Origin of the sequence: Hymenobacter busanensis (genome assembly GCF_008727865.1) — a bacterium.
In the GTDB taxonomy this organism is placed as follows: domain Bacteria; phylum Bacteroidota; class Bacteroidia; order Cytophagales; family Hymenobacteraceae; genus Solirubrum; species Solirubrum busanense.
The window spans coordinates 271053-284823 of sequence record NZ_VTWU01000007.1 but is presented as its reverse complement, the minus strand read 5'-3'; the positions used below and the strand labels follow the sequence as shown (position 1 = coordinate 284823).

Below are 13771 nucleotides of genomic sequence, written 5' to 3'. Positions count from 1 at the left end.
GAATAGGGACCCGGCGGTTCAAGTTTGGCCCGTTGAAGCCATGACCAGAGCATTACCAGCAACGAGGCATAGACACAAGTGAGGAACACCTAAAGCCAAGCCGCAACGGTGCTGACGGAAACCATCAGCCGCGCAGCCCGGCCATGGACTCATAATGTCTACTAGTCGATGGCCGGGGCTCAGAGGTAGTTAGGGACGTTGCATACAAAGGCTGCTGCGTGGCCACCTTTGTTACTTTACTTACCTACTCCACCTCTATTGCCTCGACCTAAACCAGCCGCTTACTGGCTGGGGGCGGGCTTGTGACCAACCGGCGAATTTTTCTCTTTTTGAAATTCGTTGAGCACGAGGCGGTCCATTATACTGGCGGGCAGCCACTTGTTGAGAAAGACCGTCAACCTGCCCTTGCCCGTCAGCACCAGTGTGGGCTTGCGGGTTTGCACGGCGTGCAGGATATGCCGGGCCACCTCCTCGCTGCTCATCATCTGGTTTTCGTCGCGCGGCGACTCGCCTTGCTGGGAGCCGTCGGCGGCCAGGGCGGTATTGCGGATGTTGGAGCTGGTGAAACCCGGGCAGGCCGTCAGCACGTGCACGCCCTGCGGGTGCACTTCGGTGCGCAGCGCTTCCAGAAAGCCCTGCATGGCAAATTTGGAAGCCGAATACCCGGTGCGGCCCGGCAAGCCGCGGTAGCCAGCAATGCTCGACACGCCCACGACACTACCCCGCGCCGCCAGCACGTGCGGCAGGGCGTATTTGGTGGTGTACACGGTGCCGAAAAAATTGGTTTGCATCAGCCGCTGAATTACCTCCAACTCGGCATCTTGGAACAGGGCGCGCATAGAAATGCCGGCGTTGTTGAGCAGCACGTCGAGGCGGCCAAACGCCTGCACAGTTTCCTCCACGGCGCGGCGGCAGTCGGCTTCCGAAGCCACGTCGGCCCGAATGGTGCGGGCGTCGATGCCCAAAGCGCGGAGTTGCTCGGCGGTTTCGCGCAGGCGCGCTTCGTCGCGGCCGGTAACGGCAACGCGGGCGCCCGCCTGACCAAAGGCTACGGCGCAGGCGCGCCCAATGCCCGAGGTACCACCCGTAATCAAGACTACTTTTCCTTGCATATGCTGGATCAATTGGAACGCGCAACCCTGCGGCTGCGGGCCCGCAAAGCTACGGGCTTTGGAAACGGCGGCCCAATCGGGCGCGCCCATACGATTAATCACATAAGAGGTTGCATTGTCGGTATGGTTGATTGGATTTAGTCGCTACCTTTAACGACCCGAATTCCCCACTCTCACTGGGACTTTCTATGCCACACATGCTACCCCTACGGCGCTGGGCGCCGGCTATTTTACTGCCTTTGTTGACGTTGCTGGCACCTGCAGTGCAGGCGCAGTGCCCAGTGGCGGCGTGCGTGCCGGGCTCGGCCCCGGCGGCAAACTACCCCTTTAACATGGGGATTCTGAACGTGACGCTCAACACGATCAACAACACCACGGCGGGCGTGCGCGACGGCTACAAGGATTATTCCTGCGCCGTGGGCCCGGTACCGGCCGTGGCCACCACCCTCACCGTGGGTGTGGACTACGTGATGCGGGTGACGACCAACGCCGGCGCGGCCGAGAACGTGCGCGCCTGGCTCGACCTCAACAACGACGGGCAGTTCAACACCAGCACGGAGGAAATCTTCGCCTCCTCGGGTACGGGCCTGCAAACGCGCACGGTGCGCATCGGGGCCGGGGCGGCGGTGGGCGTGCCGCTGCGCCTGCGCGTGGCCGCCGACTACAGCCTGACGACCCTTCCGGGGCCCTGCACCACGTCGCAGTACTCGCAAACCGAAGACTACGCCGTGACGCTGCAGGCCAGCACGGCCGCGCCCGTGGCCGCTTTCGTGGGCGACCAGCCGCTGACCTGCTCGGGCTGCGTGCAGTTCACCGACCAAAGCCAGAACGCGCCCACGTCGTGGCTCTGGAATTTCGGCGACAACACCACCAGCACCCAGCAGAACCCGCGCCACTGCTACACCACGCCCGGCACCTACACTGTGACGCTGACGGCCACCAACGCGGCCGGCAACAACTTGAGCACCCGCGCGGGTTACATCACCTACAACACCCAGGTGCCGGCCCCGGCCGCCGCCACCTGCGCCGCGGCCACCGTCAACTACTGCTGCGGCTACGGCATCACCGGCTTCGCGCTCGGCTCGCTCTCCAACTCGTCGGCCGACGGCTCGGTGGGCTACCAGGATTTCACCTGCACCAAACGGGTAAGTTTGATAGAGGGCAACAGCTACACCGTTAGTGTACAGACCGGCAACACCAACGCCCAGGATACGCGGGTGTGGCTGGATTTGAACAACGACGGCACCTTTACGAGCAACGAGCTGCTGCTGACGGCCCTGAACCGTACCACGAACGTCTTCGCTACCCTTACCATCCCGGGAAGCGCCCTCAAGAATACGCCCTTGCGCCTGCGCGTCATTTCCGACTTCGCCGGCTCTATCGTCAGCCCTTGCGGCAGTGTGCAGTTCGGGCAGGCCGAAGACTACTCGGTGACGGTGCTGCCCAACACGCAGCCGCCCATTGCCAACTTCACCTCGAACTACTCCAGCACCTGCGCCAGCACGGTGCAGTTCACCGACCAAAGCCAGAACGCGCCCACGTCGTGGCTCTGGAATTTCGGCGACAACACCACCAGCACCCAGCAGAACCCCACCCACGCCTACACCACGTCGGGAGTATACACTGTGACGCTGACGGCCAGCAACGCGTTTGGTCAGAACATTTCGACCAAAGCCAACTACATAGCCGTAGCCGTGCCGTGTATCACGTACTGCGCCTCGACTTCCTCCGGCACCACCGCGAACATCTGGATTGCCAACGTAACGGTGAGCGGCTCGACGTTGCCCACACCGTTTTCCAACAGCTCGGCCGCCGAGGCCAACGGCTACGGCGACTACACTACCAAGGTCATGTCGCTGCGCCAGGGAAGCACCTACAACATGTCGGTGGTGTCGGGCACCACGTTCAACCGCACCACCACGGCCTGGATTGACTACAACCGCAACGGGGTGTTCGACAACGCCAGCGAAATCCTATACAACACGCAGTCGGGGGCCGCGCTCAGCGCCAATTTCACCGTGCCCAACCTTGCCAGCGTGGTTGGCTTCACCCGCATGCGCATCATCACCCGGCTGAACAACAACGCCCCGTTTGCGTGTCAAGTCAACCAGGCAAACGCCGAAACCGAGGACTACTCGGTGAATATTACCCCGCTGCTGTCGGCGCAGGAAGCGCGCAGCCTAGCTAGCCTGAGCGTGTACCCGAACCCCACCCCCGACGGTCGTGTGCACCTGCAGCTGGCCGAGGGACGCGCCACCGACACCTACGCCCTGACGGTGGAAAACACCCTGGGTGCCGTGGTGCTCCGCTCGCAGGTGCGCCTGGTGCCCGGCACCGCCGCGGCTGTCGACCTCTCGACCCTGCCGCGCGGGCTGTACCTGCTGCGCCTGCAAGGCACCGACGGCCAGCCGCTGGTGCGCCGCGTGCTGCGCGACTAACTCTCCTTGCCGTGGCCGGATGCTGCTCGCGGGCGAGCGGCGTCCGGCCATTTTTCCTTGCTTTTCTCCTCTGCTTATATGCGAACAACTCTACTCCGCAGCTTGCTGGTGCTGCTTGCGCTGTTGGGCCTTGCCACGGGCCAGGCAGCGGCTTCCCACTTAATGGGCGGCGAAATGACGTATCGTTACCTCGATGCCAACGGCCCGGCCGCCGCGCCGTTCCGCTACGAAGTGACCGTGACGATTTACACCGATAACGTCCGGGGGCTGGGGGTAGGCGGTATCAACGGGACCCGCCCCGCCGTGGAAGTGGCTATTTACAACCGCTCCCAGGGCAACGTCCGCATTCCGATGACGGCCGTGAACGGGCCGACCTGCAGCCCGGCACCGCCGAACATGGCCGTCGACAATGCCAACGACCTGTGCATTGCCCGGGGTGCTTCGGTGGTGGCCTTGCCGCCCACACCCAGCGGCTGCACCATTCCCAACGGCAACATTCCGGTGCGCATTACGCGCTACACCACCATCGTGAACCTGCCGCTCTCGTTTGCCGGCTACTACGCGGTGTATTCCGACAACGCCCGCAACGATGGCCTCGAGAACATTGCCAACTCGGGCGGCACCCGCATGACGCTGTACATGGAAATGGCCCCGCCGCTGATTCCCAACAGCTCGCCCACGTTTGCCGATACCGCCGTGGCCATCATCTGCCAGGGCGACACGAGCCTGGTGCTCAACAACGCCGTGGATGCCGACGGCGACCGTCTGATTTACTCGTTTGGTACGCCTTCGGGCGGGGTTATTCCGCCCGGTACCTTCACGCCTCCTCCTACCCCGGCCACCTACAACACCGGCTTCAGCGCGGCGCAGCCGTTCGGCCCCGGCGCGGGCAGCTACGCTTCGCTCAATGCCAGCACCGGCCTCTCGAAGTACGCCGCTCCGCAGATTGGCGAATACGCCGTGGCGGTTGACGTGCGCGAATACCGCCGCATCAACGGCACGGAGGTGTTAGTAGGCGTAACCAGGCGCGACGTGCAGCTGGTGTCGCGAACATGCCCGCCCAACAACGCCCCGCAGCTTACGCCCGCCAGCACTAGTCAGCGCACCTTTACGCTGGAAGAAGGCGAAACCATCAGCTTCCCCGTTGCCGCGACCGACGCTGACGGCAACAACCTAAACCTGCGCGCCGGCAGCGTCCTGCTCGATGGCGCCGGGGGCTTCAACGCAACGTTTAACAACCAGGAAGGCGTAGTTCCGGCAGGCAGTAGCGTCGGCAACGCTTCGGTTACGGGCACGGGCGGCAACGTCAGCGGGGTATTCCGCTTCACGGCCCGTTGCGGCGACGGCCGCCCCACGCCCTACGACGTATCGATTACGGCTACCGACAACGGCTGCCCGATTAAGCTGGTGGCCGACGTGTTCCAGATTTTCGTGAACAAAGCCGCCGCGCCCACGCGCATTAACGGCGACACCACCATCTGCGACCGGACGGTGGTGCGCACCTACACCGCCGTGGGGCCGGTTCCCACGGGCGGCTACAACTGGCGCGTAACGGGCGGCACCATTCAGGGCCCCGCCACCGGCAACAACGTGCAGGTGTTGTGGAGCAACACCGGCCAGGGCCGCATCACGCTCAAGAACGTTTCCGCATTCGGCTGTTTGAGCGACTCGGTAAGCCGCGACATTCAGATTCAGCCGGCCAGCACCCTGGCCGTGAGCGGCAACACCAGCATCTGCCTGGGTCAGTCGGCAATTCTGACGGTAACGGGCGGCAGCGGCACCTACGTGTGGACCGCCGGCTCGCAAACCTTCACGGGGCCGCGCATCAGCGTTTCGCCTACTCAAACCACTACCTACACCGTAACCAGCACCACCGGCACCTGCACCGACACCCGGCAAATTACCGTAACGGTCAGCCCGGTAGCCGTGGCCAATGCCGGAGCCGATGCCACCGTGTGCTCGGGTACTTCGGTTACGCTTGGTGCAGCCTCGGTAGCGGGCCAAACCTACCAGTGGAGCCCGGCCACCGGCCTGAGCAGCGCCACCGCTGCCCAGCCTACGTTCAGCCAAACGCTGGCGCCCGGCTCGGCCCCGCAAACCATTACCTACACCGTAACCACCACCACGGGCCAGGGCTGCACCGCCACCGACCAGGTGACGGTGACCCTGAACCCCGCGGCCGTGGCCAATGCCGGCACCGACCCCAGCTTCTGCTCGGGCGCTTCGGCCCAATTGGGCGCGGCTCCGCAGCCGGGCTACTCCTATCAGTGGAGCCCCGCTACCGGCTTGAGCAGCCCGACGGTGGCCCAGCCCACGGTTTCGCTGATTAACACCACCTCTGCCACGCAGTCGTTTACCTACACCGTAACCGTGACTACCGCCGAAGGCTGCACCGCCACCGACCAGGTAACGGTGACGGTGAACCCGGCTGCCGTAGCCGAGGCAGGCTCAGATCTAAGTCTTTGCTCGGGTGCTACGGTCCAGCTTGGCGCCCTAGCTCGCGCGGGCTACCGCTACCAGTGGAGCCCGGCCACCGGCCTAAGCAACGCCACCATAGCTCAGCCCTTCTTCAGCCAGACGCTGGGTCCGGGTTCGGCGCCGCTTACGACGGTATACACCGTCACGGCTACGACGGCAGAGGGCTGCACCGCTACCGACCAGGTAACGGTGACCCTGAACCCGGCCGCTTCGGCCAACGCCGGCGCCGATGCCACGCTGTGCTCGGGTGCTTCGGCCGCCCTCGGCACGGCTGCGGCCTTTGGCCAGAGCTACCAGTGGAGCCCAGCCACGGGCCTGAGCAGCGCCACCGCCGCCCAGCCTACCTTCTCGCTCACGAACACAACCGGCACGGTTCAAACCTTTACCTACACGGTAACGGCGACTACGACCCAGGGCTGCACCGCTACCGACCAGGTGACCGTGACCCTGAACCCCGCCGCTGTGGCCGCTGCCGGTCCGTCCCGCGCGTTCTGCTCGGGCACCACCACGCAAATTGGCACACCCGCCTTGCCGGGCTACACCTACCAGTGGAGTCCCGCTGCCGGCCTCAGCAGCGCCACCGCCGCGCAACCGACGGTGACACTGACCACCGGCTCCACTCCCACCGTGCAGACGTACACCGTTACGGCCACTTCGCCGGAGGGCTGTACTGCCACCAGCCAGGTAACGGTAACGGTAAACCCGGCCGCCATTGCGCAAGCTGGCGCCGATGTGGCCTTCTGCTCGGGCGCTTCCGTCCAGTTGGGTACGGCAGCCACCGCCGGCTCTACGTATGCCTGGAGCCCGGCCACGGGCCTGAGCAGCGCTACTACGGCCCGCCCGCAAGTGACGCTGACCAATACCGGCACTACCCTGCAGTCGACTACCTACACCCTGACCGTAACCACGACCGAAGGCTGCACTGCCACCGACCAAGTGGTGGTGACGGTGAACCCGGCCGCTGTGGCCGCTGCCGGCCCCAACCTGACGCTCTGCTCGGGTGAATCCCGGCAGTTGGGCTCGGCGCCGCTGCCCGGCTACACCTACTCCTGGAGCCCGTCGACGGCACTTAGCAACCCGACCGTTGCGCAGCCAACCTTCTCGGCCACCACTAACCCCACCGGCGCCCCGCTGACGTTTACCTACACCCTCACGGCTACCACGGCCGAAGGCTGCAGCGCCACCTCCCAGGTAACCGTGACGGTGAACCCGGCCGCCGTGGCCAGCGCCGGCACCGACGCGACGTTCTGCTCGGGCGGCACCGCCCTGCTGGGCAACGCGGCCTCGGTAATAGCGGGCACCACCTATCAATGGAGTCCGACTACTGGCTTGGCTAACCCGACCTCGGCCACTTCGGCCGTTACCCTCACGCACGTCTCCAACGTCTCTACCGCGCCGCTGGTAACGAAGTACGTGCTGACGGCAACTACCACCCTGGGCTGCGTAGCGCGTGACACGGTAGAGGTAACCGTGAACCCGAAGGTGGTGGCTTTTGCCGGCACCGACAAAACCGTGTGTTCCGGCCAGAGCACCCCCATCGGCACCACGGCCTTGTACCCCACCGGCACCACGTTTGCCTGGAGCCCGACTACCGGCGTGGCCGGTCCCACAGCTTCGTTTACTTCTGTTACCCTCACCAACACTACCGCCAGCCCCCTTGTCTCCCGCTACGTACTGACGGCAACCACGCTGGCCGGCTGTGTGAGCCGCGACACAATTGATGTAACTGTGAATCCGGCCGCCGTAGTCAATGCCGGGGTCGACGCGACGCTGTGCTCGGAGAAGTCGACGCGCCTGGGCACGCCGGCACTGGCGGGCTACTCCTACCAGTGGAGCCCTGCTGCCAACCTGAGCAGCGCCACCGCCGCCCAGCCCACGTTTACGGCCAACGTGGCCACCGCTCAAACCATTACCTACACCGTCACCGCTACCAACCCGCAGGGTTGCACCGCCACCGACCAGGTACTGGTGACGGTGAACCCGCGCCCGGCCACGGATAGCATCCAGGGCAGCGCCTCGGTGTGCCCGCAGGTAACGGGCGTGGCCTACACCATCCGCAACCCGCGCAATACCGCCTACCAGTGGAAAGTAACGGGCGGCACCATCGTCAGCGGCCAGGGCACGCCCGCCATTACGGTGGACTGGCAGGGTGCTTCGACCACGGCCAAGGTGGAAGCCTTCCAATTGAACCAGTTCGGCTGCTCGTCCGACACGGTGGTATTCCCGGTGCGCATCAACCAAATTCTGGCTACCCAGAAACCGGCTGGTCCGCTGCAGGTGTGCCAGGCCGAAGGCCCCTTCACCTACCAGACCCAGTACACCAACGGCTCGGTGTATTCCTGGCAGATCATCGGCGGCACCCAGGTCAGCACCAACCTGGCCTCGGTGCAAGTGCAGTGGACACGTCCCGGCATCAACAAGATTGTGGTGACGGAAAACAGCTCTACGGCCGGCGGCACCATCCGCTGCTTGGGCGTATCCGATACGCTTTACGTAACGGTGAACCCCTCGCCGGTGCTGCAGCAGTTGGTGGGTCCCACGCGCTTCTGCACGGGTACCACGGCTACCTTCACCCTGCCGCGCGTCAGCAACGGCCTCTACCAATGGTCGTTGAACAACGTGGTAATTCCCGGTGTAACGGGCATCACCGTCTCGCTGCCGTCGTTGGCCCCGGGCACGTACCTGCTCACGGCCCGCGAAACCAACGCCGCGGGCTGCCAGGGCTTGGCGGCCAGCCATCCGTTTACCGTTGATCCGCTGCCTGCCGCCGCCACCGTGGTGGGTCCGCGTCAGCTCTGCCCCGAGTCCCTCAGCGGCCTGAGCTACACCATCAACAACGCCAGCAGCAGCAGCACCTTCCAGTGGACGGTAACGGGCGGTACCATCGTCAGCGGCAACGGCACGGGCAGCATCACGGTGAACTTCAACCCGACGGCCGCCTCGCGTACCGTGGTGGTGCAGGAAACCTCGCAGTTCGGCTGCGCCGGCCCGGCTACCACCATTACCCTGCCGCTCGACAACGCCACCGTGGCCCTGAACACGGCCTCCGTCGACCAGACCGACGACCGGAAAGTGGTGGTGGCCCTGAGCGTGCCCAACAACGCCGGCAACACCAACCAGGTGCGCATCCTGCGCCGCGACGCTGGCACGGGCACCTTCGCTCAGGTGGGCACGGCTCCGAACACGGCTACCTCCTTCACCGATACCGGCGTGGATGCCGATGCCAAGTCGTACGACTACCGCGTGGAACTGACCAACGCCTGCGGCACCCTGCTCAGCAGCACCCAGCACACCACCATCCGCGCCACCATCCAAAGCACCGAACCCGGCGCGGGCCGGGCCGAGGGCACGGTGAAAGTGGGCTGGAACGCCTACGCGGGCTTCCCCGTGAAGCAGTACGAGCTGTACCGCCAGGCCGACGGCGGCGCCCTGGAGCTGGTGAAAACGGTACCGGCTACGGCCGCTGCCACCTACACCGAGGAGTTTGCCTCGTCGCGAGCCGGCTTTGCGCAGAGCTTCCGCGTGAAGGCCATCAGCACCGACGCCCAGGCCCGCACGGCGTGGTCGAACGGGGCCGATGCCAGCTTCGAGAACAAGCTGGAGTTCTTCAACGTGATTACCCCCAACAACGACGGGCTGAATGAGACGTTCTACATCCGCAGCGTGGAGCTCTACCCCGGCAACACGCTCACGATTCTGAACCGCTGGGGCCGCGAGGTGTACAAAACCACCAACTACCTCAACACCTGGAACGCGCCCGACCAGCCGGCCGGTACCTACTATTTCCTCTTCAAGCAAGCCAACGGCACCGTAACCCGCGGCACGTTTGAAGTGGTGAAGTAAGAACCTCGCTATTCTAAAAAGGCCGCCCGGAGCTTCCGGGCGGCCTTTTTTTATGCCCGCATCAGCAACTCGCTCGAAGGCCCTTTTCTATACCGGGCTGGCAGGGACGAAAGCTGCTTAGAAGTGCGCGAAACCGTCTTAGAAGCAACAGAAACCTACTTAGAAGCCCCACAATGGATGTAGAACCAACCGGAGGCTTCTTGGTAACAACTGAAACGGTCTTAGAAGCGGCCGAAAGACTCTTAGAAGCTGCGAAACCGTCTTAGAAGCGGACAAGACCAACGTAGAAACACGCGAAACGGATGTAGAACCAATCGAAGCTACTAAAGCACCTTCTTACACGAGCGGAAACCCGTTTATAGCTTGTTCATCAGGTATACCAGCGGTTCGAGCAGCAGCCCGGGCCGTCCACAAAATCCGCGAAATCCAGAAAAATCCGCTCGCATCCGTGGTTTATCTTTGCACCCGTGAACGATGTAATGCCCAACCCGAAGAAAATCCCCGCGGAGGACCTCCGCGAAGTGGTCATTCAAGACATGGTCGCCGAAGGCAAGTGCCTGGTGCGCCACAACAACCTGGTCATCTTCGTCTCGGGCGTAGCGCCCGGCGACGTGGTCGACCTGCGCATCACCAAGTCGAAAAAGAGCTTCCTGGAAGCCGTGCCCGTGCACTTCCACAAGTACTCCGAGCTGCGCGTGCAGCCCTTCTGCATTCACTTCGGTACCTGCGGCGGCTGCAAGTGGCAGCACCTGGGCTACGAAACCCAGCTCCAGTACAAGCAGCAGCAGGTGAGCGACACCTTGCAGCGCATCGGCAAAGTGGAACTGCCCGACATCATGCCCATCCTCGGCTCGAAGGAGACGACCTACTACCGCAACAAGCTCGAATACACCTTCAGCTACAATGGCTGGCTGACCTCGGAGCAGATTGCGGACGAAACGCAGCAGTACGACCGCCGCGTGCTGGGCTACCACCTGCCCAGCCGTTTCGACAAGATCATCGACATCCAGCACTGCTGGCTGCAGCCCGACCCAAGCAACCAGATTCGCCTGGCCTTCCGCGACTACGCCCGCCAGAACAACCTGCGCTTCGGCAACCTCTTCAAGCATACCGGGCTGCTGCGCACGCTCACCATCCGCACCGCCAAGAGCACCGGCGAGCTGATGGTGGTGGCCGTGTTCTACCGCCAGCACCAGCTCATTCCCGTCATTCTCGACCACCTGCTGGAGCTGTTCCCGGAAGTCACGTCGATGAACTACGTGCTCAACGACAAGGGCAACGACTCGCTCGACGGCCTGGACGTGGTGTGCTACAAGGGCCTGCCCTACATCCACGAAGAGATGGAAGGCCTGCGCTTCCGCGTGGGGCCGAAGTCGTTTTACCAAACCAACTCCGAGCAGGCCTACGAGCTGTACAAAATCACCCGCGACTTCGCCGGCCTGACGGGTACCGAGCTGGTGTACGACCTCTACACCGGCGCTGGTACCATTGCCAACTTTGTGGCCAAGCAGGCCCGCGAGGTCATCGGCATCGAGTACGTGGAGCAGGCCATTGAAGACGCTAAGCTGAACTCGGAAATCAACGGCGTGCCGAACACCAAATTCTACGCCGGCGACATGAAGGACGTGCTCACCAAGGACTTCACCGACGAGCACGGCCGCCCCGACGTCATCATCACCGACCCGCCCCGCGCCGGCATGCACCCCGACGTGGTGCAGCGCCTCATCGAGCTGCGCGCCCCGCGCGTGGTGTACGTAAGCTGCAACCCCGCCACCCAGGCCCGCGACCTGGAGCTGCTGGCCGATACCTACCGCGTAACCCGCGTGCAGCCGGTGGACATGTTCCCGCACACCCACCACGTAGAAAACGTGGTGCTGCTGGAGCTGAAGTAGAACGGAAGCCAGCATAGAAGTTATTCGTCATCCTGAGGCGTAGCCGAAGGACCTTATGCCAGTTGAACGGCTGTCGTAAAGACGGCTCGGTTTACCATGAGAAGGTCCTTTGGCTACGCCTCAGGATGACAGAATTTATTTTACCGTCATCATGCCGTATTACGTGTACATCACTACTAACCCGGCCAAGTCGGTACTGTACATTGGCGTGACGAATAATCTGACCTCTCGATTGGCTCAGCACTACGAAAACCGAGGCCAGCCAGCAACCTTTGCCGGGCGGTATTTCTGCTACAATCTGGTTTATTTCGAAGTGCATCAGAGCAGCATGACGGCTATTGCCCGCGAGAAGGAATTGAAAGGCTGGACGCGCGCTAAAAAGGAGTTGTTGATTGATTCGCTCAACCCAGAACGAGAGTTCTTAATTGTCTAATTGTTTTCCAGTGACACGTGATAAGGTCCTTCGCTTCGCTCAGGATGACACGCTAAACACGATTAACGCACCCCACCCATGGATTATGCCAATGACCCCGAACTGAGCGGCAAATACCTCGGCACCATCACCAAGGACTTCGCCGTGGTATCGGATACGCTCAAGGAAGCCTCCTACCAAATCCGCAAGCGCGGCATCTCGAAGTACCCCATCTTCGTGTTTGCCCGCATGCCCGTGCCCTTCGGCTCCCTGCTCATCTCGCCCGATGAAATGGCCACCGAGTGGTACGTGCTGGCCTCTTACCTCGACATTTTCGTGCAGCAGGGTGGCATCGCACCCGAGCGCATCGACGACTTCCAGGCCGCCTACAAAGACCCCGACGAATTCTGCTGCCTCTTCGTCGCCGACGGCGAGTTCACGAAGTTCGTCTTCGTGCCCTACCCGGAGGATTAGGCCGGAAGCAGAACCAAACAGAAACGCTCGCGACAACTGCCGCGGGCGTTTCTGTTTTTCACAAGGTGCAGTGCCTATCTTCCGAAGTGCGACCAGCCCTGCGCCCGCAGTGGCACGGCGTTGCCGCCCTTCGCCGCCAGAATAGCGCCTTCCGATGCCTCGGTGATTTTGCCGATGATGGTCACGTCGGGGTGGTTCTTGAGCTTGTCGAAGTCGGTGAGCGGCACGGTGAAGAGCAGCTCGTAGTCTTCGCCGCCGTTTAGGATGCACATCACCGGGTCGAGGCGGAATTCGTCGGCCACGTTGTACACCTGCTGGTCGGCGGGCAGGCGGTCGGAGAAGATGGTGGCGCCCACGCCCGAGGCGGCGCAGAGGTGCATGATTTCGGAAGCCAGCCCGTCGGAAATGTCAATCATGCTGGTGGGCGTCACGTTCAGGTCGCGCAGCATGTGAATCACGTCCATGCGGGCCTCGGGGCGCAGCTGGCGCTGCACTACGTAGTCGTAGGCGTCAAGTTTGGGCTGCGTTTCGGGGTCGGCGAGGTAGGCCTGCTTTTCGCGCTCCAGAATCTGCAGGCCGAGGTAGGCCGCGCCCAGGTCGCCGGTCACGCAAATCAGGTCGTTGACGCGGGCACCCGAGCGGCGCACGGCCTGCCCGCGGGCCACCGTGCCCAGCGCCGTGACGGAAATCACGAGGCCACCGCGCGAGTTGGTGGTGTCGCCGCCCACCACGTCCACGCGGTAGGCCTCGGAGGCCAGGCGCACGCCTTCGTAGAATTCCTGCACCGCCTCCACCGAAAACCGGCCGGGCAGGGCCAGGCTCACGGTAATCTGGGTGGGCAGCGCGTTCATGGCCGCAATGTCCGACACGTTCACGGCCACGGCCTTGTAGCCGAGGTGCTTGAGCGGGCAAAACGAGAGGTCGAAATGCACGCCTTCCACCAGCAAATCGGTGCTGACGACGATGTCGTGCTCGGCGGGTGGCGCCAGAATGGCGGCATCGTCGCCGATGCCGAGCACCGAGCTGGGCTGGTGCAGCGTGATGGTATCCTGAATGAGGCGAATCAGGCCGATTTCGCCGACTTGATTGAGCGGGGTGACTTGTTCTGACATAGCAACGGAC

7 protein-coding genes are annotated in these 13771 nt (G+C 63.3%); 5 read left to right on the top strand and 2 right to left on the bottom strand.

What is annotated here, in order from left to right:
• Positions 1-281: 281 nt before the first annotated feature.
• Positions 282-1112 carry an SDR family oxidoreductase gene (locus F0P96_RS18485; protein WP_151080452.1) on the bottom strand — a complete coding sequence of 277 codons (831 nt, stop codon included), beginning with the start codon at positions 1110-1112 and terminating at the stop codon, positions 282-284.
• Positions 1113-1444: 332 nt separating this feature from the next.
• On the opposite strand from F0P96_RS18485, the gene F0P96_RS18480 reads away from it, so the two are divergent.
• The 5 genes from F0P96_RS18480 to F0P96_RS18460 all read left to right on the top strand — a co-directional run bounded on the left by F0P96_RS18480 (position 1445) and on the right by F0P96_RS18460 (position 12649).
• Entirely contained in the window at positions 1445-3550 is a 2106-nt protein-coding gene (locus tag F0P96_RS18480) for a GEVED domain-containing protein (RefSeq protein WP_160619858.1), read from the top strand.
• Between the two features lie 78 nt (positions 3551-3628).
• Complete coding sequence (locus F0P96_RS18475; RefSeq protein ID WP_151080450.1) at positions 3629-9871, top strand: T9SS type B sorting domain-containing protein; 6243 nt, start codon at positions 3629-3631, stop codon at positions 9869-9871.
• A gap of 479 nt (positions 9872-10350) precedes the next feature.
• Positions 10351-11763 (top strand): 23S rRNA (uracil(1939)-C(5))-methyltransferase RlmD, encoded by a 1413-nt coding sequence (gene rlmD, locus F0P96_RS18470; RefSeq protein ID WP_151080518.1) that lies wholly within the window; start codon positions 10351-10353, stop codon positions 11761-11763.
• Between the two features lie 109 nt (positions 11764-11872).
• Positions 11873-12196 carry a GIY-YIG nuclease family protein gene (locus F0P96_RS18465; protein ID WP_420840980.1) on the top strand — a complete coding sequence of 108 codons (324 nt, stop codon included), beginning with the start codon at positions 11873-11875 and terminating at the stop codon, positions 12194-12196.
• Positions 12197-12274: 78 nt separating this feature from the next.
• Complete coding sequence (locus tag F0P96_RS18460; RefSeq protein ID WP_151080448.1) at positions 12275-12649, top strand: hypothetical protein; 375 nt, start codon at positions 12275-12277, stop codon at positions 12647-12649.
• 74 nt (positions 12650-12723) lie between these two features.
• Here the strand turns inward: F0P96_RS18460 and thiL are convergent, their stop codons facing one another.
• Entirely contained in the window at positions 12724-13761 is a 1038-nt protein-coding gene (gene thiL / locus F0P96_RS18455) for a thiamine-phosphate kinase (protein WP_151080447.1), read from the bottom strand.
• Positions 13762-13771: the final 10 nt, after the last annotated feature.